A 21,818-nucleotide genomic window follows, 5' to 3' on the forward strand; every position below is an offset into this window, starting at 1 on the left:
CCTGGTCCTGCCCCTGTGCCCCGGCGGTCGCCACGCCCTGGCGCGACCTGGCAGCGTCATGGGCTTCGCTGGCTGCGCTCGGCGGTCTTGTTCGTTCTCGCGCTGGTGGTGTGGCTGCTGGTCGGGCAGCCCTGGTGGGCGCCGCTCGTCGGTGCGCTGGTCGCTGTGTCCGCGACCGCGCTGCTGCCCGGAGGGCGTGGCCGTGGCGTTGAGCTCGGCGCGCTCGGCACCGCGGCGGCGGTCGTATCGACGCTCTCGGTGTGGGCGTGGCTGTTGCTCGCCGGTGTCCTCCTGGTCGTGGGGGCCGCCCTACCGCCGGCGGTTCTCGACCGGGCACCGATGCGGTTCCGACGAGCGGTCCTCGTCTCGTCGCTCGTGATGTCCGTGATGCTCGTGGCGGTGGGGGTGATCGGTCTGGTCGTGGAGCAGCGGGCTCTCGGGCATGCCCGTGCAGCGCAGGGGGCCGAGTCGATGGACCGCACCCGGGCACAACTGCTGCCCCGCTCGCCGAGCGCCGCGGTGCACGCGCTGCTCGGCGCCATCGCCCACGACGACCCCACCGCCGCATGCTGGTCGCTCACCACCACCGCCGCCGAGCACCTGGCCACCGCCGTCGATGCACAGTCCTGCCCGACCGCGATCAGCACCCTGCACGACCAGGTCACCGACCCGATCGCCTACCGATCCCCCGACTCCGGCTCGATCACCACCGGACCGACGTCGCCGGACGGCGAGACCAGCCACGCGAACGCCTGCTCGCTGACCTGGACCGCCCGCACCGGCGCCGACGCGACCGGGCGAGGAACACTTCCCTCGACCCGGCCCGGACCTCAGGTGGGCATGCTCGACCTACACCGGCCACGACCCGACGGCGGCTACCTGATCACCGGATACCGGTCGTGCTAGCGGCCGGCCTGGCCGAGGAACAACGTTCCCCGACCAGGACAGCCCGGGGCCCGCCACGAGATCCTCAGGGGAACTGCTCGGTTAGCCGGTGATGTGGGCGAGTACCGCGTGGCGGATGTCGTCGGGCAGGCTCATCCACAACAGCGTGAGCCAGGTCGCGGCGAGGTTGATACCCCGGATATTCCGGTGACGGATTGGTGTGCGAGGCCATCGACGGCGACCGCTGCAGCGGTTATGGTCGTGGTCTCGTTCCCTTGGCAAGGGGGTCGGGTTCGTCGGCGGTGAGGCCTGGGCAAGAGGCTTCACCGCCGCTTCCCGTTTCCGGGCCCGGCGTCGTCGCCGGTGTGTGCGGGGGGTTGGTTCATCCATCGCTCGGGCTTCCTCCTCTCAAAGGTGGTGTGCTGGTGGTGGTGTCGGTGGGTCCGGGTCGGGCGAAGCGGCCTCGGCCGCGGCTGACGAGTTGGCCGCGTTCTCTGGCCCGGTGCAGGGCGACGGTGACCGTGGCCAACGGGACCTCCCTCCCGATCCGGGACAGCCTGACCTGCAACTCGGTCGCGGTCACCACCTCCTGGTGATCGGTCAGGTAGACCACGGCCTGACTGACCGGCATCGTCGCCAACGCCGCCTCCACCCGACTACGGTCGCTTGCGGCTGCGATCCGTTGGGCGGCCTGGGTCAGCGCCGTCGGCAGCCGTAGCGCGTGCCCGGCCTGTGTGTGCGCGTCGACCTCGTCGGCAACCTCGGTGAGTTCTCGGGCCAACTCCTCGACCCGCCAGTAACTTGTGCTCACGTGATTGAACAGCCTCCAAACAGCAGATGTCGCACGGACGAGTGAAGGCTAGCGGCACCGACTACACGCTGTTTGCACGGAACTTGCACACCCGAGCGACCGGGTGGAAATCTGCGCCCAAAGGCCCGGAAACGCCACAAGATCCAAACGAGTGGTCCCTCAGTGGAATATCCGCGACGACCGGGCGAGCCCCGGCGGCCAGCGGACGGTGCGCCCTCTTGACAGCCACGCTCATTTCAGATTGACCACCTGTCGTGCAGGGTCGCGCCACCACCCGTCGAGCCGAGGCTTTCATCTCGTAATGACGAACATCTCAACCGCTATTCGGGTGAACCTGATATGCGGATTTCGTGCACGTGCATTCGTCGCGTGCAGATACACGCACAAAGGTATTGATCTCCAAGCATCATGCGATCATGTCGCCTACGCCGCTGCGCATAATGGTCAACATAGCGGCGTTCTCAAGCGCCTGAAGCGTCGAACTTCATCCCCGCCACGCACCCAGAGCCTGGCCGCTCGCACGACAGGCTCGTACCACGCGGACCGCCGCCGTCACGTTCCACGGTCGGACGGTCGGACGGTCGGACGGTCGGACGGTTGGGCCACGGCGACGGCACAACGATGTCTCCCGCAGTGCCCTCGGGCCGCCGGCGTACTCCTGGTCGTGCTCAACGCGTGCCTGGTCGGGCATCGGGTGCGGTCCGGCCTATCGGGGATCGCGGCGGGCTCTGCGCGAGGGGTGCAGCTCGACGAGGGCCTGCTTGGTGATCCGGCCATGCGGGGTGAGGGCGACCAGGCCGGCGTCGCGCATCGCGGTGACCGCCGCTCGGGCATGGGTGCGCCGCCACCGGGCGGTCTCACACAGCAGCCAACCGCCGAGTTCATGCACCGTGGCACGGCCCTCGTGCAGGCGTTGGGTGAGCAGCTCGGTCAGCTCGTCGGTCTGCTGAATCTCCGCGAACAGGTCCAGCTGGCCGTCGGGAACACCGCCGCGGGTGCGGGGGTCGCGGAAGCTCATACCCCCGTCACCGTCGACGTTCCACATGGCGTCCTTCATGACCTCGACGCCCTTCTCGCTACCGGTGCCGAACACCAGGTAGAGAGGCTGTCCGGTGTGGGGCACGACCTCGAACTGCAGCTGGAACGCGAACCCCGCCCGGGCCAGAGCGCTGCGGTAGGTGTCCAACCAGGTCCGCCACCGCTCGTCCGGACGCTGTTCACGGTCCGCGGGCTGCCAGAAGCTGCGGCCGCCGAACACGACGTCGAGCAGGTCGGTGTTGAGGGTCTCCCGGCGGCTGAACCAGTTGGGCCCGAACGTGGTGATGACCTCGCTGGAACGCACCCCCGCGATCCGACGAACCAGGTCGTAGGGGACGTTGACGTTGCCCCACGAGTCGAACACCGCCAAGATCGGCGCCCGCCACGCGTCCAACTCGGTCAACATGCCCTCGGTGTCGACGCCGGCGTCGGCGTTGCGGATCTCCACCCGCACCGGCAACCGCTCCAGCGGACCGAACCGCGACACCACAAGCTCACGCAGATACCGCCACCGGGCGGTGTCCCGCTCGATGAACAGCATCGTCACCCGGTCCCGGCTCAGGTTCATCCGCCCGACCGCGCTGTGGGTAAGCAGCCGCTCGATCGCGAAGACCGGCGACCCGTCCTCACCGTCCTCATAGCGGCCCGGGCCGGCGAACGCATCGACGTAGGTGACGCGGGGCCGCCGGTAGCCCGTGTGATTCGGCTGGAGCATGATCGGCCACCACGCATCCAGGTAGCGCTTGTACAACCGATGCTTCGCCGCCGTCGCCGGCTCCAACTTCCACAGCAGCGCCACCACGCCCCCCGAGACGTGACCAAGCGATCACAACCTGTGACACCCAGGGTACGAACCGCACGCTGACGCCCGGATCCGCTGTTCGGGGCGTCACCAGGGTCAGCGCATCACGCTGTTGGGCGCGCCAGGCCGTGTCAGCCGACCGGCATCTCATCCCACGTGCGGCCATCCAGCACCCGCCCCCGGGCCTTCGGGGTACGCCCACCCCACTGCTTGAAGAAGAACGGCACGTCCTCGGTCTGGCATGCGTCGCGCAGCTGCGCCACCCACACGGGGTCCACGGGCCGGGCCGCCGGTCCGGACTCGCCACCGGCGATCACCCACCCGATCCCCGACAGATCCAACCCGTCGAGCGGCCCCAGCAGGGGTTCACACGACAGGAACCGCACCGCCGCCGGCACCCGGCGCAGCTCCTCGACCCGATCGGCGACGTCGAGGCCCTCAACCGAGACGCCCATCCACACGTTCGCCGGCCACGGCAGATCCGGCGCGAGGCGCCGCAGACGGGTCGCTCGCTTGGTGAGCACCTGATAGGTGTGCTGCGGGGTGGCGGCCATGACCTCGAACACCCGGGCCACGAACTCCGCCGGCACCCGGGCGTGGAACAGGTCCGACATCGAGTTCACGAACACCACCCGCGGCGCCCGCCACCGCAACGGCGCGGTCACCACATCGTCGTGGACGGTGACCCCGAATCCGGGGCCGCTGGTGCGCGGGTCGCCGTCGGTCTGGTATTTCGCCGAGCCCATCGCCTTCAACCGGCGCGCCAACGCCAGCGCGTAGCAGTTGTCGCACCCCGCGGAGATCCGGTCGCAGCCGGTCGTCGGGTTCCACGTCGTCTCGGTCCACTCGATCCGCGACCTGCTACTCACACCCGCCACCTCGCTCCCCCACTGCCCCGCACCGTCTCCGCCACTGGCGGCCGCCCATCCCGGGCCACGTCCCAGGCCTCGGCTGGATCGGCCGTACCGCTGTTCATCGCCGCTGATCTTCCGGACGCACCACCCCGCACGGCGTGTCCAACGACGCCGCCACCGCCCCGATCAACCACTCCGCCGCGGGCGCCGCGACCGCGTTGCCCAACTGCCGCACCTGCTCCCGTCGCGTCCCGCCCACCCCACCCCGAACCGATCGTGGGCCGGTCTCGGGTCGGTCCACCGGACCGTCATCGCTGCACCCCAAGGGTGTCGTCGAAACGGTGGATCAGGTGCGTCAGCGCGGCCGCGCACCCGAGCACGACCACCGGCAGACACGACACGAACGCCGTGATCGGCCACGGCGCCTCGCTCACCCCCGCGGCGACCATCAGGTGGTAGGCGATCTGCCCGGCCGCACCCAACGCCAGCGACCCGATCGCCGACCAACGGGCGAACCGCCGCGCCACGCTCGACAGGCCGATGTCGGGGGCCAGCCAGGTCCGCAGCGCGAACGCCGCGTACGCCTCGACCCCGATCGGCAACGTGATCGCCGAATTGATGACCACCTGGTCTGCGATGCCGGGCAGCAGCTGGATCGGGCCGAACCCGGTCAGCTCACCGAGCCCGACCCAGCCACCCCAGATCGACACGAACGCCCCCAACGCGATCAACACCAACGGCCACGACCCCAACCGCGACCCCCGCCCCATCGGTGCCGGATGCCCGGTCTCGCTCGAGGTCCGGTCAGGGGTGCTGATCTGCTCCGCGCTCCACCCGCCCACCGGGCTGCTCCCGCTCGGGGTGGGCTTGTCTTGCCGCACGGGGACGACGTCCAGCGCGAGCGTGGCCTGGGTGGCCGCGCCGGTGCTTGGGTCGAACCCGGACTCACGCAGCGCCGCCAGCACCGCATTGGCCTTCGGGCGCCCGACACGGAACTCGGCGATCACCTGCCGCCCCGACGGCCAGTACCCCATCCGTTCGGCCTGCTCCCGGACCAGGTCGGTCAGCTCACGGGTGTCGGGGGTGGTCGTGCCCGGGGTCGTCATGGTCTGCGCGTTCGTCATCGCATTCGTCATCGCTGGTCACCTGCTTGATCGCGGGAACCGCGGTTGGGTCTGTCGGCCCGCCCCTCGGGCGGCGGGTGCTTGCCCCGCCGCGCTTTCGAGCGCCCTCACGGCCTCGGAGGCTCGCGGTCAAGGGCAGCCCGAAGGGCTGTCGCGCAGCGACGCGCAGCGCAGCGGAGCGCCCTTGACCGGGAGGGAGGCCGTGGTAAGCCGAGGGCCGACAGGCCCCCGCCGCAGGCGGTCGACCAGGCAGTTCGCTTGGCCGCGCGGCCTTGAGCGCGAACCGGACCACCAGCATGACCGGCGGTTCCCCGATCGATGGCCTTACCGCCTGGCCCAGCGGCGGCCGACCTGCACTCGACAGCTCAACGTGATCCAGACGCCCGACTTGAGTACATGCGGCTGCAGCCCTGCTCTACCCGTGGGCGCGTAACCACAACAGCTAGTCCGCCGAGTCAACCATGAGGAGTGCTGTGCGCAGCGTGGGAAGGGACCGGTGTTACCTATTCGGCACAACTGCGACAATACGGACAGATCTGGCCGCCGATCATGACGGCTGCTTCAGGTGATCGAGATCGAGTCAGGAGCCGAGTAGCCTCATGGCTACTTTGTGGAGTCGGATTGGCGCTTCTTCCGGTCATCGCAAACCTAATCATGCCTATCGTTCGAAACGAGACTTTCAGCTTCCTGCGGCCATTTGCCGATGGCGAATTACTACTGGCGTCCAGCGCTATTGCCGGTGCAGCAATTGGCGAGCTGCTCCAAGTAAGTATCACAGATCATGCAGTACGTGTGCGAGTTAGTATTGCAAGCGGGGCGACTATCTTCTTTTGTACGCTCTGCGCAATCGCGTATGCAGGAGCTAAGACGGCACCAGACCTCGATCTGTCAACCGACGCCGATAGCAAGTTAAACACCTCCGAGGCGCTCATCGGACCCGCCACGACTTCCATCGTCTTATTCGTCTTAACGCTAGTCACGGCTGGGCTGTGCGTCCACTTGTCCGCCAGCGCACGTGAGACTCCTTCATGAGCACAGAAGTTTATGTGACTGTTGTGGCGCTAGCTGCCGTCAGTGGACTTGTGGCGGCAATAGCAGCAGGATCAGCTGGCCGAAGAGTCAGGCAGATAAGTAAACTGAACTCTCGATCGCCTCGTACTATCGATACGGATGTACGAAAAAATGACGCGGCAATAGGATTCGATAGCGCGTCCCTACATGTGCCGCGAGTAATTAGTCGGCATTGGCCGCGGAGCCGAACTGTTGCCTCACTACTTACCGCTACCGCCGCCGTCCTGCTTTGCTTCACCGCGTTATTTGGAATCTACCTTATTGGCGGTGACAGTAATCAGAACGGCTCTATACCCGGCGAGGCCCAGGCCAATTCCTATGGAGAAGACCTAGAGAAACGAGTGGGCGCCCTTGAGGAAAGAAGTCGGGAACTGGAAAGCAAGAGCACCAGACTGGAATTCGAGAACAAGGCGCTGCGAGAGGCATTGACTCGAGCCGGAGTGTCACCACCAGTTTTCGACCCGCCGATTCGACGCAGTGGAGAAATAGAGGTTCCCGCCGGAGGCAAGATAGACCTAGATTCGCCACAATCTAACCCACGCTGGAACAGCACGACCTACGACTTGATCTACAAGGCGAGTAGTGAAGAATTAAAGACCGGTACCAACGCCTATGTCAAAGTGCTTGAATCTGCGTACAACTATAGTACGTGCAGATCGGTTACAGCTTACTCCAACTTCGTCCCACTCTCAGACGTCCAAGACTTCTGCGCCTACACATCAGAGGGTCGCATTGCAATTGTACACATTGTCGAACTGACGGGCGACTTTGTGACTCTATCTATTACTGTCTACGAAACTTGAGAGGCCCAGAAGCGACCGAAGCCACGGTCGCAGACTGGAAGGTCCTGGGTGCTGGAAAATGATCCAGGTCCGCGATAGGTCACCGATGGTGTGGGGCGGAGCCCAACAGTTCTACGGCGTTCGTGACCCGTTCGGACGTCGTTGCTGTCGGGGATTGATGTCACCCTTCTCCCATGGAGGTGACTGATCGGCACATCGCACGTGTCCCGCGCGGGAACCTGCGGGTTCCACGCGCGCAGTTCGCCGCGGTGTGGCGGGCTGCCGAGCAGCTCAACCAGGACAGCGTGCTGGACTGGTATGCCGGTGCGGTGGTCACAACCTGTCGCTGGTTGGCCGCGGCCACGGTGCCCAGCTGCGTCGGCAGCTACGAACTGGCGCACTCCCCGGTCACCCAGCGACCGGCCAAGGCCTACGAAGAGTTGATCGAGGCGGAGGCTCTGGCAGCGGACAACCTCGCGCTGCGGCGGCCGCGTCTGCTCACCTCGCGGCCCGGGTGGTGCGAAGGCATCCGGAACACGCTGGCCTGGGCTTGGCGGCGTGAAGGACCGCCGCCGGTGGCGATCCCGGACACCATTGAGTCGTCCACCGCCTGATCGCTGCGCCGACCGTGCCCGGGCTCACGGCGCCTCGGCGCGGTCGAGCACGGGTTCATCGTCCGACCCGGCATCGCCGGCCGGGACGTTGTGGTGGTCGACCGGCCAGCGGGCGAGTTCGGCGTTGCGCTCGGCTTCGGCCATGCGGGCGTCCTCGGCGGTGCGGGCGTCGATCTCGTCGAGCACCCGCTTGGCGCGGGCCAGGCTGGTCGCGGTCTCGTCTGCGGCCGGGACCCGGACGTCGTCCTCGTCGACCGGGGCCGGCTCGGCTGCGGCGATCTCGCGCAGGTCGGGCTGCTCAGCATCGACGTAGCCGGCCGCGTCGGTGTCGAGGCGGTCGATGTCTGACAGTTCCGAGGCGGCGTCGTGGTCGGTGAAGTCCGTGTCGTCGGTGATGGGGCGGTGTGGGTCCTCGGCGGCCAGGTTGACGTGGTGTGCGGCGAGCCATTCGGCGGCGGTGATCTGTGGTTCGGGGTCGTCGTCGACGTGGCGGGCGGCGAGCTCGGCCGCGGCCCGTTCGCCTTCCACCCGGGTGGTGGCGGAGTGGGCGAGCCATTCGGCGCGGGCGTCGTCGACGTGCTGCAGCTGCGCGGCCTGCACGTCGAGCACCGCGGCCAACGCCGCGGCATCCGCGGATTGCTGCCGGAACCAGTGCTGCATGACCGGATCGGTGGCTGCCTGCGCTTCGGCATCGCGCAGGGCGGCGGTGTGGCGATAGGTGTCAGCGCTCTGACGGGTGCCGGCCAGCTCGTTGGCCACATAGCGGGGAGCGCAGGCAGCCTCGCGGGCCGCGGCGCGGATGCGGATGCGCAGCTGCCCATCGCTCAACTCCAGCTCGCTTCGGTCGGCCTCGGGCCGACCGAGGGCCCGCCAGGCGGAGCGGAAGGCGGCGTAGGCCTCGACCTGCCCCGCTGCTGGCGCTGGCCCCAGGGCTTCGCTCGGGTCGTCGAAGCCGCCCAGCTCGCGGCAGGCCACAACCTGCGCAGCTCGTCGCTCCCAGACCGCGCGAGCGTCGGTCTCCATGGGCACTGGGCCAAGAGCGGCGCTGGCCCATTCCGGGGTCTCGCGCGCGAGCTGCTCACCCAGCTCTGTCGTCCGATCGTCGGCGGCAACGGCGAGGGTGTCGAGGTAGTTCTGCCACTGCGGGTCCTCGACCTGCGGCACCCAGTCCGCCCACGCCTCACCCGTCGGCTCGTAGCGGCCCTGGTCCTTGATCCGGGTGTAGATCACGTTGGTCGGGGAGCGAGCGTCGTCGAGCGGGCGGGCCTCGATCGCGGCGGCCAGGGCGCCGTAGGCGTCGCGGCCGGCGAGTTCGACCCGGCGCAGGATCCGGGTCAGGGACGCGGCGCCGTCCTCGGCGGCGATCAGCGCCCGGAGCCGGTCGGTGAGGACGCCGCCGTCGGTGAGCCGGTCCAACCAGCTGGCCGTACGAGCGGTCGAGGCGAGCTGGGCGGCATCGGCGAGCAACTCCCCCGCGGTGCGCACCGATCCCGCCTCGGTCGCGGACTCGGTCGCGGTGGCCAGGGCGGAGCGCGACTGGGCGAGGTCGGTGGTGTCGAGGATGGCCTCACACACCGAGCGCGGGTTGCGGTGCTGGGCGTGCCGATCCCCGCCCTGGGCGGGGTCGCCGACCTCGGAGGTGGTGGCCACGTGCGCGACGTTGGCGGCGCACCCGCGGCTCATCCCCACATACAGCGCCGCCGGCCCCGTGCCGGGGGTGATCACGCTGTGGCTGGTGTCCACCGTCAGCCCCTGGGCGGCGTGCACCGTGGACGCGTAGCCCAGGGCGAGGTGCTCGGCGACGTAGTCACCGGGCAGCACCATCGCCTCCCCCAGCACCTCCCCCGCCGGGCCGTCGGCACCGCCGTGGGCGGTGATCGGGGCGACCTGCAGACCGCCGTCCTCGCGCACGGCCAGCACCCGGTAGGTCTCCCGGTTGATCGGACCGCGCCGGTTGCCCTCCACCCCGGCCAGCTCCCACCCGTTGCGGCGGGCCTGCACCAGGTCCCCCACCCCGGCGTAGGTGCCCTGCAGACCGAGCGGCGCGCCCTGCTCGTCGACGCGGCCGAGGCGGACGAGTTCGGCGCGCAGCTGCGCGGACAGTCGGGCGGCCTGCTCGTTGGTGTCCACGAGCAGGATCGAGTGTTGCCCGGCGAGGGTGTCGCCCAGCCACGCGCGGGCGGCGGACTGCTCGGCCTGCTCGCGGGTGCCGGCGTCGAGCAGGCGGCCCTGCTGGTGGTAGTCGCCGAGCACGGCGGGATCGCCACCGCGCAGGCGCAGCGAGGCCTTGCGCTCCCACGGTGCGGTGAACCGGCGGGCCTCGGCCAGCTCGTAGCGGGTCCCCGCGGCCGCGGCGAGGTCCATGGCCCCGCCGGCGCCGACCGCGGCGAGCTGGCGGTGGTCGCCGACCAGGAGCAGTTTGGCGTCGGCGGCCTCGACGTGGCGGTGGATCGCCGCCAGGGCGGCGGTCTCGGTCATCGCCGACTCGTCGACCACCACGAGATCCCCGGCGCGCAGCTTCCAGCCGGCGTCCTCCTCGACCGGCTGCGGGCGACCGGATCCCGGGCCAGCCTGCAGCCGATCCTGAGTCGTCAGCCAGCGCGCTACGTTGCGGGCGGTGAGACCTTCGCCGACCAGTACGTCGGTGGCGATCTGGCTGGTCGCCAGGCCGACCACCCGACGGGTGGCCCCGCCGGTCAGCTCGGGGTCGCTCCAGGCCTTGGCCAGTGCACCGACGACGAAGGACTTCCCGGTGCCGGCCGGGCCGACCAGACACTCGACCCGGGCACCGGAAGTGAGCACGCCGCGAACCGCGGCAGCTTGGTCGACGCCGAGTTCGATTCCCGACTCGCCGAGCTCGTCGACGAACCGCTGCGCCGCCTCGGGCGGCAGCGCCGCGGCCTCGTGCTCGGCGGTAGCGGCGACCAGAACGCGTTCGGTGTGGATGTGGGCATGCGCGGCATAGAGCTTGCCGCCCGGCGCCTGCAGCGCGGACTCGCCGTTGGCCAGGCGCATGTCGTCGGGCAACACATCTTCACCCGGGTGCGGGGCGTCCAGCCCGGTGACCTGGCGCAGAGCCTCGTCGGTTAGGCCCTCGATCAACTCGACGATCTCGGCGGGGTCGGTCAGTCCCAGGTTGTCCGGTAGGGCGTCGTTCACCGCGGCGAACAGGTCAGCGCGGGTCCAGCCGGCCTTGCGCTGCTGGACGTCGGCGATCGCGGTTTCGATCACCGACGTCGGCGCCCACCGCTGCGCCGCCGGCGTCGCGGCGCCACGCGCGGCGAGGACTTCGCGGGCGACGCCGGCCAGGCCGCCGGTTACCTCGGCTCGGAGGGTGACGTCGACGCGGTCGAGCAGCTGGTCGCGGGTCTCACCAGTATGGGATTTGCGCTGGCGGGTCATCAGCGTGGCCTGCTGCATCAACCGCTCGCGCTCCAAGCCGTTCGGGGCCCGCCCGTAGCGGGTCGCGAACGCCTCGACCAGCTCGGAGGCTTTCGCGGTAAGAGCGCGACGACGGGTTGAGATCAGCGCCAACGCGGCGGGATCGATCCCGACGACCTCGCGGGCCTTCCCGTCCGGGCGCATCGCCAGCAACACACCCAGCGCGTCGGTGAGCCGCTCGGCGGCGAGGCGCTCGGCCACCGCCGCCGCGGCTGGCCGAAACTTGTAGAGCGCCTTCGAGTCGAGGGTGCGCCACTTCCCGTCCGGGCCCTCGACTCGGTTGAGGACGGCGTTGTGGATGTGCAGGTGCGGGTCGTGATCGCGGGAGTCGTGCTGGAAGAACGACGCCACCGTCCACTCGTGCGCATCCACCCACCGACCGGCCGCGCCGCCGTGGTGACCGATCCTCGAGTAGCCGGCCTTGTCGGCCAGGTACTGCAGGCCGGCGTTGTTGCCCGCCCAGATCGCGTCCTCCACCGCCTGCCGGAACTGCCCCCACGCCGCCGCAGCGTCGTCCTCGCCGCGGTTACGCGCTGCGACCTCCTCGGCCTCGAACGCGGTGTGCAGCAGGGTCACCGACTTCTGCACGTTGAACGTCACGTCGAAGAACGCCACGTTGTGCCGGGCCGCCCGTCCGGCCTCTGTCCGAAGCTCCGTCCGCCGTTCAGCCGTGGCGTCCGGTTCCCTACCCAACGCCTGGGCGTACAGCTCGTCCTCGGACAGGTAGCGCCGTCCGGTGTGTCCAAGGGTGGACACCTCACCCCACTCGGACGGATTCCGGAAGCTCTCGTCGCGGGGATCGAGGAACCGCTCGTAGAGCGCCCGCATATCCTGCGCGTCCACCAGACCGGTCAAGCCGAGCTTCTCGGCGCCAGCACCCCACCACCGACCGGGGGGCTCGCCCTCGGCGACCGCCCCGGTGTAGTAGCTCTCCCGCCCGGTGGCCACTTCGCGGAGCAGGTAGTCAGGGCTGTAGCCGCTGGAGATCCTCAGCACCACCCGGACCACCCACTCGGTAAGCGCGAAACGATCTTGCAAAGATCAACAGGAAGATCACCGGTGGCAGCGCCGCCGACCGGCCGGCCGGAGGCCGGCCACCACCTTCGGATCGTGATGCCAAGGTGTGCGACTTTGATCTTTGTGTAGTTGTTGTGGTGCTTGGGTGAGCGAATGTGGTGAATGGAGTAGTGCTGGGTTCGGGTTGCTGGTGCTGGGTCGTGGGTGTGGTTCGTGGATCTGGTTCGGGTTGTCGTGCTGGTGGTGATCATTGGTGCTGGCCTTGTCGGGGTCTCGGCGGTTCGGTGCGCTGGCACGGGGTGATCAGGTTCGGAGGTCTTTGAGGACGGCGGCGGCGGTGCCGCGGGAGACCTCGGCGCGGTCGACGAGTTCGGAGACGGTGGGCAGGCGGTCGTGCTCGCGGAGGTAGGCGGCGGCCTGGGTCGCGGCCCGGTCCCGGGCCGGGGACACCGCAGCGCGAGACACCACCGCCTGCTCGGGGTGCGAGCCGTTCAACGCGGCCGGTCGCCGGCGGCTCGGAGCGGGCCGGCCGGAGTGAACAGCGGGCACGACGGTCACGGTGTTCAGGGCCTTCGAGTATTCAACGGCCGGGTGTTCAACCGCGTGTTCAGCGGGCCGTTCATCGGCGCGGCGGTCATCGCCGGATAGGCCTGGACGACCGACGGCATGGCGGTCCGTCGCGGCTGGATCGCCCGCCCGATTCGGGTCACGCTCTGTAGCCGAGAGGGTGGGGGTGTGGTCAGTTGCGGGGTGGTCGACCGCGAGGAGGTAGAGCAGGTGGGCCACGATCGCGGCGGCGATCGCCGGCCAGGCGCCGACGCCGAAGCGCAGCGCCGGGGCCGCCTCGAACGCGGCCGAGCTCTCGGCTGTGCCCGTCGCCGACCCTGGTTCGCTTGGTGTAGTGGCGGGTGGTGTGGCGCCGCTGTCGGCGGCGCCGGCGAGGTAGGCGGCTTGGGCCAGCCCGGACAGGCCGGCGGCCAGGGCGACCACGATCCAGGCGTAGCGCCGTGCCGGGCCGGTCAGGCGGGCGGTGGCGGTGTAGGCGACCAGCGCGAGCCCGTCGGTGATCAGTGGGTAGAGCCAGGCGATCGGGCCGGGCACGCCCGCGGCGGCGGCGACCTCGTAGAGACCGTGCACGGTGGCCACCGCGGCGCCCAACGCGACGGCGAGCCCGGGCAACCAGATCGCGAGCCGCGCCGCCCGACTCGACCCTGCCCCCGACACCGCCCGCGGTCTGGCCCCCGAGCCCGCGCCGGTCACCGGGCCCACCCCGCCGCACAGCCCCGACCGTCGACCTGGTCGCTCTCGGCCGGGGCCGTCGCGTCGGCGAGCTGCGATCGGGAACGCGCGGCCGCGACGACAGCGGCCCGTGCCCGATCCAAGGGGTCGCGGTGGCGTTCGCCGGTGCCGTCCGCAGCGGTGTCGGTGTCGATGTCGCGGGGTTGCTCCCACTGGAAGGACTGCAGCCACTGCTTGAATGTGGTGAGCTGGTAGTCCTCGTCGTGGGCGAAGGCCCCCTTGGCCTGGCGGAGCTCGGCATCGCGGGTCAGCCGGTAGTCGGTGACCATGTCGCAGTGCCGACACGCCCACCGATGCGGACGGCGCACCCGCCCCACCGGCCGCTCCGACTCGGTGGCGGCCATCACGCCACCCCGCCCCGCCTCGCCGCACGCGCAGAGACCGGCGCCGGGATCCGTGTCGGCATGGTCGACGGCTGGAGTGCCGCGGTGATCGAATCGGGGTCGCTCGCCTGGTCCCGTGCGGGTTCGGGCGCGGCCTGCTCCCGGCCGCTGCCCCACCAATCGGCGATCGCGTCCAGCCCGTCCAGCGACGGCACGACCGGCGCGGTGGTGGGGGTGCTGGTCCAGCCGTGGCGGGTCTGGTGGTTCTCCCGCGAGCACCGCCCCGCCACCTTGCTGATCCGGCGCACCACGCCGGGGCGCTGGCGGTCGTGCCAGTCCCCCACCAGCCCCACCGAGGCGTGCTTGCCCTGGTAGGCGGCCAGCCAGGCATGCATCAACCACACGAGTTCCTCGACGACATCGGGGTGCCAGCACCAGCACTCCGGCAACGCCTCCGCCGCGTCGGAGTAGCGCAGATACACCTGCGCCATCCACCCGATCAGCGCATCGAGCAACTCACGGGTGCGCTCCGGGTCGGTGGGAGCCATCAGCCACGACGGCGGCGCCGCGACGTCCGAGCGGGCGGTCAACGCGGTCACGGTGTCGGCGAGCTGGGCGACCAGGCGGGCCAGCGCGTCCACCCGGGCCGGGGTCTGGGTCAGAGGTTCGAGGCGCTTGCGCAGCTCCTCGACCTCGCGGGCCAGCCCGGCCACCGCGCCGGCGGCCAGGTCACTGCCCTGGGCACCACCCGGGCCGGTCCCGGCGAGGGATGGAGCGGGAATCGGTGCGGTCATCGTCCTGGTCCTCCCTCACACAGATCCGCCGCATCGGGGGCTGCGCTGCGGCCTGTCTCGTGATCGGCGGTGCTCGCCGCGCCGCTCGTGGTGTCGGCGCACTCGGCGTGGTCGATGCGCTCGGCGTGGTCGATGCGCTCGGCCTGATCAGCGGCGGCGACAGCCGCCCGGGCCACCTCCAGCGGGTCGGCCCCACCCTGATCACGTCCGTCACCGGCCATGTCCGCCGGCGGCGCACCACCGCCATCCGCCGGGCCCTGTCCAGCCTGGCCGGCCTGTCCGAGTGGGCCCGCGTAGTTGCGCTCGTGTATCCGGGCCAGGATCTCCGCCTTGCCCCAGGAGTGCTCGGCGGTCGGGCGAGGCAGCCCGAGGGCCATCCCGATCTCGGTCAGCGCCTCGCCCAACCGCTCGTTGGCCTCCACGAGATCGCACTCGATCTCGTCGACCGCGGCGGCGCCGTTGAAGCCCTCGCGGGAGCCGTCACCGGACCCGGTCACCGTTCCCACCCCTCGTCGCTCACGGCCTCGCGGTCGTCGCCGCAGGCCGCAGAGCTGTCGGCACCGACGGCGATTGCCTCAGCGGCTTGGTCCGCCGCAGTGACCGCGGCACAGGCCTGCTGCAGCGGGTCCTCGGCGCTCTCGTCGGCCAGGACCTCCACCGGGTCGGCCGGCTGGTCACCACGAGGGCCGCTCACCGCGCACAGCGGCTCGCCGTCGGGGTGGCTATAGGTGGGTGGGAACTGGCCGTCCGCCATGTGCGGTGTCTGCGCGGTCGTGGCCTGCTCGACCGCGTCGTCCCCGCACTCCGGGCAGATCAGGCCCACCACGTCCCGCTCCGCATCGGCAGCGCGCTCTGCGTCAGCGCCCCCGTCGCCCGGGCCCGGCTGCGGATCTGGTCCATCCGGGCCCCGACTGCCGCCGCCGTCCTCGTCGCCCTCGTCGCCCTCGCCGTCGTCTTCGCCGTCATGACGGAAGTCGTCCCAGGGATCCTCCTCGCCGTTCGCCGCCCCGGCGTCGAGGTACTCGTCATTGGCCACCAACGTGCGGCTGAGCTCGACACCTTCAGAGAGGGCCTGTTCCTCCAGATCGCGCACGTAGTCGGTCAGAACCTCGAGCCGGTCACGGCCAGTCAGCTCAGCGTCGGCTCGCTCGCGCGCGGCCTGGATCTCCGCGTCGCTGCCCCAACTCTTCGCAACGGCCAACGCCGCGTCATACATCGCCTGGTCCCGCGCGCGTTCCCACATCACCTGCACCTGGTCGCTGTCCCAACAGCCCGCACGAGCCGCCAGGAAAGCCTCTTGGGTGTCGCGAACATCGCGGGCCAGCGCACCCTGCATCCACAGCGTGGTCGGATCCACCTCGCCACCGTCGTCATCGGCCAACGGCAGGTCCCACGCCGGCGCTCGGAACCCTGAACCCAAGTTGCCGCCGTCGACACCGTCGACACCGTCAGCGACGGCATGGGCGGCGGCGTCAGCGATGGCATGGGCGGCGTGGTCGTCATCGACCACCTGCGCCACCGCTTCCGCCACCGCCGAGCCGCGGTCACGGGCGCTGCCGGTGACGGTCGCTGCGTCGGCACCCTCTGCGATTACGGCGTGCAACCGGTCGGAGTGGGTACTGAGGACGGTGCGGTAGGCGGCAGCCACCTCGGCGCTCATGTCCTGGGCATCGACCAGGTTGGTGATGTCGTCCTGGTCGAGCTCGGCGACGGTCTCGTCGATGATCTCGGTGGTGGTCAGGTGGGCCCGGGCCGGGTCTTCGGCACGGAAGGCGGCAACCACCTGCGCGACCGCGGCGGCCAAGTCGGCGGGCTCCGGAGTGACGTTCTGGATCATGGCAGTGTCCTCACCCTGAGTCCCGGCCGTCGGCGTCCGCGGAGCCTGCCGAGTCCTCGGCGCCCGCGGCGTCACCGTCGTCGTTGTCGTGGGCCTGCCCGCCGACGGCGTCGACGGCCGCGTCGGCGGCTTCGACCGCGCTGCGGGCCTCGTCGAGCGCATCGCCCAGGGCCTGGTCGCAGATCGGCTGACCGACCGGGGGAATCTCGGCGAACCCGTCGGTCAGCCGGTCGTAGCCCAGTCCGTAGCTGTGGTCGAGGTCGTGGACGACGCGCTCGGTGTGGTTGGGCATTGCGTTCCTCCTCCTTGGGTAGCTGCCGTCGACACCGGGCCGGTGCCCGACGGCGGAACTCGTCTGCTCATGCGTGGGTGTGCTCGCGGATGGCCCTGCCGGGCGGCGTCCCGGGTCGCTGCGGAAGCGGCGACCGGTGGACGACCGCAGAGCCGCTGCGTCGGCCGCCGACTCCTCAGCTGACGGTGTCCGCGGCGGTATCGGTGTCGGTGTCGGTCTGCTGCGCCGGCCCGGCGTCGGTGTGCTGGGTGATCTCGGCCTGGTCCGCGGCGTGTTCGACGTCGGCGACCGACGCGGCGGCGCGGTCGAGCGGATCGGGCAGCTCGTCGGCGCCGGTGACCGCGTGGCCGTTGTCGGTGAGGATCGCGGCCAGGTCGTGGGGGTCCAGGCCCCACTGGCGCACCGAGCACCCGACCTGCTCGGACACCTCATCGAGGTAGCGGCCCACCATCGCCTCGGCCTCGGAACGGGTGCAGCCGATGTGCTCGACGATCTGCCGGACCGCGGACGCCGCTGTGCACGGCTCCAACGCGTGGACGTCGACCACGTGTAGATCCGGGCGACCCGACGCCAGGTGCGGGGTGCTCACCTCGACCACCCCGCCCCGGCCGGCTCGACGACATCCCCGGCGTAGGCCTGGTCGTGGTCGTGGTCGTGGTCGTGGTCGCGGTCCTGGTCGGTGCCCTCATCGACGTCAGCGTCGGCGTCGGCGTCGGCGTCGGCGTCGGCGTCGGCGTCGACACAGACCGCTCGCTCGGTCTCCCCACAGTTCGTCTCGGCGCGGGCAGCGATCTCGGCTCGGTCGGCGGCGGTAACCGATGCGCGGGCGTGATCGAGCGGATCAATGCCGCCATCGGCGTCTCCGGCCGCCTCAGCGAGGGCCGCAGCATCACCGGACCCGTCGCCGGTCTCGTCGCCGGTTTCGTCGACGTCCGGGTCTGCGGTGGCCGCATCGCGGCCGCTGTCCGGCCCGGGCGGCGGACCCGCCGCGCCCCCGACTCCGAGGCCACCGTCCCCGTTGTCGTCCCCGTCTTCCTCGCCATCGGTGTCGCCGACTTGGACGTCGGTGTCGGTGTCGGTGTCGGTGTGGTGGGGGTGGTGGTCGGTGTCCCACCACACGACCCGCAACGCGGCGAGCCGGTCCTGATCACCCGTAGCGGTCGCCTGTTCGATCTCGGCGAGCACGTGCGGTGGGGTGTCGGGGCGCAGCTCCTCGGTCCAGCGGCCGGCCGCGTCCTGGTAGGCCTGCGCGTCGACGTCGGACAGGTACCCGTAGCGGTGTTGGGCCTGCACCGTGTCCAGGAACTCCTCCCTGGCCCGGATCGGACCGGTCCGGGTCGCTTCCGCGATCTCGGCCCAGCTGGCCCCGGCCTCGCGGGCGGCGCGCACCGTCTGCCACTGCCACCCGTGCAGCAACGACACCAAGTCGTGCTGCGCGGCCAGCGCATCCAGCGCCCCCACCTCGGGCTCGCGCCCGGCGCTGGTGCGCAGGACCTCGGCGCGCTCACTCTCGCCCTCGGCGTCGGCCGTGGCGGCCAGGCGACTGAGCGTGGACCGGATCGACCACGCCTGCCAGGTCTCCAGCAACTCCCGCGTCGACCGGAAGCCCTCCTGCCCGGCCATCACCCACCACCCGCGGACTGACCCGCCGACCCCTCCGGCAGAGCCGGATCCGCGGCGACATCGCAGCCCCGGCAGATCACCACCCCAGCCGCACGCCCCGCCACCTCGACGGCCTCAACCAGGTTCCCGCAGAAGCTGCACCGCTCCCGCACCACCTGACCCGCCACCACCACGGGCGCCGACCACACGGCACCGACCAGATCCTGGCGCTCCCACCGGTGCCGAGCCACCCACCCGCGCACCGCCGCGCTCAGCTGCACGCCCATCGTGTGCAGCCGCCCCAGCCACGCCCGGCGCGCGGCCTGGGTCTGCAGCCAGGTCAGCTCCCCCGCCGCCCACCGCCGCGCACGGGCGAGCTCGCGGACATCCGCGCGGCGCCACACGGCCTCGGCCCGGCCGATGACCGGGGCCAGGCCGCGGCGGATCACCACCACCTGCCCGGCGGGCAGGTTCGCGATCTGCCCCGGCGCCAACACCGGCACCTTCCGCACCGACCGCGACGCGACCCGCCCGTGCAGGTCCGTCGTCAGCACGTTCTCATCCCGCTCACCCGCCAGGGTGGACCAGAACTCCAGATCCGCCCGATCCCGGGTGCCCCCGAACACCAGCACCGCGCCGGTGTTGTTCAGGATCGTCGCCGCATCGTGCTCCCCGTAGCGGGCCAACAGCTGGGCGCGGGACTGGAAACAGGCCACGATCGACACCCCGCGCCCACCCATGTCCGCCGTCCACGACTGCAACGGCACCGGCGAGATCAGAGCCGCCTCGTCGAGGAACAACCCCAACGGCGGATCCAGCCGGCCCGCGGGCTGGAACGCGGCCAGCCGGCGGGCCTCCCGGGCGATGTGCCCGGTCAACGCAGTGACCAACGGTGCGGCCTGGGTCTCCTCCGCCCCCAACAGGTACAGCGTCGCGCGCGAACGCAACACCTCGCCCACGTCCAACGAGCGACCCGGTGCGGCGGCGGCGGACGCGGCCGGGGAGGTCAGCCACCCCAGCGCAGGCATGATCGTCGACGTGATGCTGGTGCGGGTGCGCTCGTTGGTCGTGACGAACTGGAGCACGTCCTGCTCGAACGCCGGCTCACTGCTCTTGCGCAGCAGGGCGACGACCTCCCGGCCGGCGCGCTCCGGGTCGGCCACCCACGCCAACACGTCACGCATCAACCGGCCGCCGAGCGCGGCGGCGTGCAGCAACGCGGCCAGCACCCGACGGGCCTGCGCCTCCCAGTACTCTCGATCACCGGACCCGCCGCGGGCGCCGGCGGCGAGCAGGTCGGTGGCGCGCTCGGCGGCGGTGATCGGGTCGGTGCACCCGGTCAGCGGGTCGAAGGTGACCGTCGACGGGAGTCCGGCCAGGCCGACGGCGTTGAACACGAACACCGGCCCCCGCCGCGCGCGCAGCTCGTGGGTGACCTCGTAGAGGTCGGTACGGGTACTCGTCACCAGGGCGGCGCCGGGGGCGTCGATGATCCGCCCCGCCAACCACGCCGACTTCCCCACCCGCGGCCCGCCGAAGGCCACGACGACGTCCTCGACCGCCGCCCACACACGCAACCACCCCGTGCGGCACAGCAGCACCCCGACCTCCACGACCGGCAACCGCCACCGCTCCCACCGCGACAACCCCGACAGCGAGGGTCGGACGGTGGCGGCCTTGCGGCGCATCGCCAGCCCGCTGGCCCCGCGCAGGATGTCGATCGGCGAGGCGACACCGGCCTTGCGCCGAGCCCGGGCACCCCAGCGGGTCACCGTGGCCGCCGTGCGCCCCCACCGCAGCCACACCGCCACCGCCGCCACGACGGCGGCGAAGACCAGCACGGGCCACGACAGCCGCTGCAGCAGCGCCCAGCCGGGCAGCAGCGCCAGCACCGCCAGCGCGGTGGCGATCAACCGGGCACCGCGCCGCCACATCACCCCGGCCACGACCAGCAGAACCAGCAGGACAACCAGCAGCGCGATCACCGCCGCCACCCCCTGCCGCTGTAGGCGCGGATGGGGTGGTGGTTCCCGGTGCGGCAGGCGCTGCAGTGCTGACCCAGCGCGCAGGTCATGCACTCGCAGGAGCACACGAACCCCCACCCGCCGAGTAGCAGGCCGAGCACCATCAGGGCCAGCGCGACCGTGCGGACCGAGCGGCACGCCGCCGCCCAGCGCTGCGCGGTGCGCACGCTGACCTCGCAGCGCCGCGCCACCTCACGCGGTGCGCGACCGCCTGCGAGCAACGTCCGCCCCGCGGCGGCGACCTCGGCACCGGTGCCGACCCGCACGATCTCCTCGGCGTCGACCTCGGAGACCGGCACCCGCTGCGGCCGGCCGCGGCGGTGGGCCAGGCGTCGACGCTCGTGCTCGGTTAGCCCACCGGCGATCCCGTAGGGCAACCGGACCAGGGCCTCGGCCAGACACTGCGCCTGCACCGGGCAGCGGGCGCACACCGCCTTCGCCGCGGCCACCTGCGCGTCGTAGGCCAGGCCCGACTCGCTCGACGGGAAGAACAGATCCGGGTCCACGTCCTGACACTCAGCCCACTGCCGCCAGTCCACCCCCGTATGGCCGCCGTGGCTGCTGGTTGGGGCGCTCATCCGACCGCTCCCGAACCCTCGACCGGCTGCGAAACGCCTGCCCCGTCGGCCGGGTCCGTACCGGCGTCGGTGAGCGCCGGGCTCGACGCGTCGTTGAACGCGTCCACGAACTCCGACACCGCCCTCGGCAGACCCGCACCCGCCGGCGTGGCCACGAACAGCACCAGCGCGACCAGTGAGAAGACCACCGCACCCGCCGGCACCCGCGCCTTCGCGCAGATCACCGCACCGACGACCGCGAACAGGATCAGTACCCCCACGCTGTCCATCCCGGATCACGCCTCTCCGTGGTCGTCGGCTCGCCTCGGCGCGCCGACGGACGTGGCGGCACGCCAGCTGGCGGTGAAGTCGGCCGATTCGACGCACGAGCCGGTGGTCGCTGCACCGTCCAGCAGCTGCTCGACCGCACGTGCCGGAACGACGTAGCGCCCCTGGCCATGTGCGGCTCGGATCCGGACGGCCGGGAAGCCATCGGCCTGAATCAGCCGGTACAGGTACTCCTGGGAGATGCTCAGCAGCGCCGCTGCCTCGGGTACCGAGTAGGTCGGCACCCCAGCTGCGCGCTTGCGCATGGCCTTGTCCAACGCCTGGCTCCGCAGTGCCTCCCGCCATGCGGGTGGCGACTGAGCT

General features: G+C 70.9%; 19 protein-coding genes. 2 read left to right on the top strand and 17 right to left on the bottom strand.

From position 1 onward, the window contains the following. Window positions 1–87 precede the first annotated feature (87 nt). Window positions 88–906: a hypothetical protein gene (locus KDL28_RS29640; protein ID WP_252443925.1), complete on the top strand. Its 819-nt coding sequence runs from the start codon at window positions 88–90 to the stop codon at window positions 904–906. 361 nt (window positions 907–1,267) lie between these two features. On the opposite strand, the gene KDL28_RS29645 is transcribed toward KDL28_RS29640, so the two are convergent. The 4 genes from KDL28_RS29645 to KDL28_RS29660 form a co-directional block, all read right to left on the bottom strand. After that, window positions 1,268–1,696 (bottom strand): hypothetical protein, encoded by a 429-nt coding sequence (locus KDL28_RS29645; protein WP_252443927.1) that lies wholly within the window; start codon window positions 1,694–1,696, stop codon window positions 1,268–1,270. A gap of 706 nt (window positions 1,697–2,402) precedes the next feature. Continuing rightward, window positions 2,403–3,536: a three-Cys-motif partner protein TcmP gene (locus KDL28_RS29650; RefSeq protein ID WP_252443929.1), complete on the bottom strand. Its 1,134-nt coding sequence runs from the start codon at window positions 3,534–3,536 to the stop codon at window positions 2,403–2,405. Between the two features lie 131 nt (window positions 3,537–3,667). Beyond that, window positions 3,668–4,405, bottom strand: a complete 738-nt coding sequence (locus tag KDL28_RS29655; RefSeq protein WP_252443931.1) for a DUF5131 family protein — start codon at window positions 4,403–4,405, stop codon at window positions 3,668–3,670. A gap of 293 nt (window positions 4,406–4,698) precedes the next feature. Continuing rightward, complete coding sequence (locus tag KDL28_RS29660; RefSeq protein WP_252443933.1) at window positions 4,699–5,397, bottom strand: ABC transporter permease; 699 nt, start codon at window positions 5,395–5,397, stop codon at window positions 4,699–4,701. Between the two features lie 2,164 nt (window positions 5,398–7,561). Between KDL28_RS29660 and KDL28_RS29665 the strand changes: the two genes are divergently transcribed. Then, a complete protein-coding gene (locus KDL28_RS29665; protein WP_252443935.1) occupies window positions 7,562–7,981 on the top strand; it encodes a hypothetical protein in 420 nt (139 codons plus the stop codon). Between the two features lie 24 nt (window positions 7,982–8,005). On the opposite strand, the gene mobF is transcribed toward KDL28_RS29665, so the two are convergent. The 13 genes from mobF to KDL28_RS29730 all read right to left on the bottom strand — a co-directional run bounded on the left by mobF (window position 8,006) and on the right by KDL28_RS29730 (window position 21,772). Beyond that, window positions 8,006–12,421, bottom strand: a complete 4,416-nt coding sequence (gene mobF, locus KDL28_RS29670) for a MobF family relaxase (protein ID WP_252443937.1) — start codon at window positions 12,419–12,421, stop codon at window positions 8,006–8,008. Window positions 12,422–12,742: 321 nt separating this feature from the next. Beyond that, entirely contained in the window at window positions 12,743–13,585 is an 843-nt protein-coding gene (locus KDL28_RS29675) for a DUF2637 domain-containing protein (RefSeq protein ID WP_252443939.1), read from the bottom strand. A gap of 110 nt (window positions 13,586–13,695) precedes the next feature. After that, window positions 13,696–14,082, bottom strand: a complete 387-nt coding sequence (locus tag KDL28_RS29680; protein ID WP_252443941.1) for a hypothetical protein — start codon at window positions 14,080–14,082, stop codon at window positions 13,696–13,698. Next, complete coding sequence (locus tag KDL28_RS29685; RefSeq protein ID WP_252443943.1) at window positions 14,082–14,855, bottom strand: hypothetical protein; 774 nt, start codon at window positions 14,853–14,855, stop codon at window positions 14,082–14,084. The genes KDL28_RS29680 and KDL28_RS29685 overlap by 1 nt, the downstream gene beginning before the upstream one ends. Beyond that, window positions 14,852–15,352 (bottom strand): hypothetical protein, encoded by a 501-nt coding sequence (locus KDL28_RS29690; protein ID WP_252443945.1) that lies wholly within the window; start codon window positions 15,350–15,352, stop codon window positions 14,852–14,854. The genes KDL28_RS29685 and KDL28_RS29690 overlap by 4 nt, the downstream gene beginning before the upstream one ends. Then, window positions 15,349–16,692 carry a hypothetical protein gene (locus KDL28_RS29695; protein ID WP_252443947.1) on the bottom strand — a complete coding sequence of 448 codons (1,344 nt, stop codon included), beginning with the start codon at window positions 16,690–16,692 and terminating at the stop codon, window positions 15,349–15,351. Before KDL28_RS29695 ends, KDL28_RS29690 begins: the two co-directional genes overlap by 4 nt. 10 nt (window positions 16,693–16,702) lie before the next feature. After that, complete coding sequence (locus KDL28_RS29700; protein WP_252443949.1) at window positions 16,703–16,984, bottom strand: hypothetical protein; 282 nt, start codon at window positions 16,982–16,984, stop codon at window positions 16,703–16,705. A 175-nt stretch (window positions 16,985–17,159) separates the two neighbouring features. Beyond that, window positions 17,160–17,573 (bottom strand): hypothetical protein, encoded by a 414-nt coding sequence (locus KDL28_RS29705; protein WP_252443951.1) that lies wholly within the window; start codon window positions 17,571–17,573, stop codon window positions 17,160–17,162. After that, window positions 17,570–18,373, bottom strand: coding sequence for a hypothetical protein (locus KDL28_RS29710; protein WP_252443952.1), 804 nt, complete (start codon window positions 18,371–18,373; stop codon window positions 17,570–17,572). Before KDL28_RS29710 ends, KDL28_RS29705 begins: the two co-directional genes overlap by 4 nt. A gap of 233 nt (window positions 18,374–18,606) precedes the next feature. Then, complete coding sequence (locus KDL28_RS29715) at window positions 18,607–20,571, bottom strand: type IV secretory system conjugative DNA transfer family protein (RefSeq protein WP_252443954.1); 1,965 nt, start codon at window positions 20,569–20,571, stop codon at window positions 18,607–18,609. After that, window positions 20,568–21,188: a WhiB family transcriptional regulator gene (locus KDL28_RS42240; protein WP_372497108.1), complete on the bottom strand. Its 621-nt coding sequence runs from the start codon at window positions 21,186–21,188 to the stop codon at window positions 20,568–20,570. The genes KDL28_RS29715 and KDL28_RS42240 overlap by 4 nt, the downstream gene beginning before the upstream one ends. Then, window positions 21,185–21,457 carry a hypothetical protein gene (locus KDL28_RS29725; protein ID WP_252443955.1) on the bottom strand — a complete coding sequence of 91 codons (273 nt, stop codon included), beginning with the start codon at window positions 21,455–21,457 and terminating at the stop codon, window positions 21,185–21,187. Before KDL28_RS29725 ends, KDL28_RS42240 begins: the two co-directional genes overlap by 4 nt. Window positions 21,458–21,463: 6 nt before the next feature. After that, complete coding sequence (locus KDL28_RS29730) at window positions 21,464–21,772, bottom strand: helix-turn-helix domain-containing protein (protein WP_252443957.1); 309 nt, start codon at window positions 21,770–21,772, stop codon at window positions 21,464–21,466. Between the last annotated feature and the right edge of the window lie 46 nt (window positions 21,773–21,818).

This window comes from Pseudonocardia humida, assembly GCF_023898865.1.
Taxonomy (GTDB): domain Bacteria; phylum Actinomycetota; class Actinomycetes; order Mycobacteriales; family Pseudonocardiaceae; genus Pseudonocardia; species Pseudonocardia humida.

Coding starts and splice junctions, on each gene's coding strand:
- KDL28_RS29665 (WP_252443935.1), top strand. CDS start 7,562: ATGGAGGTGACTGATCGGCACATCGCACGTGTCCCGCGCGGGAACCTG.
- KDL28_RS29680 (WP_252443941.1), bottom strand. CDS start 14,082: ATGGCCGCCACCGAGTCGGAGCGGCCGGTGGGGCGGGTGCGCCGTCCG.
- KDL28_RS29685 (WP_252443943.1), bottom strand. CDS start 14,855: ATGACCGCACCGATTCCCGCTCCATCCCTCGCCGGGACCGGCCCGGGT.
- KDL28_RS29695 (WP_252443947.1), bottom strand. CDS start 16,692: ATGATCCAGAACGTCACTCCGGAGCCCGCCGACTTGGCCGCCGCGGTC.
- KDL28_RS29700 (WP_252443949.1), bottom strand. CDS start 16,984: ATGCCCAACCACACCGAGCGCGTCGTCCACGACCTCGACCACAGCTAC.
- KDL28_RS42240 (WP_372497108.1), bottom strand. CDS start 21,188: ATGAGCGCCCCAACCAGCAGCCACGGCGGCCATACGGGGGTGGACTGG.
- KDL28_RS29725 (WP_252443955.1), bottom strand. CDS start 21,457: ATGGACAGCGTGGGGGTACTGATCCTGTTCGCGGTCGTCGGTGCGGTG.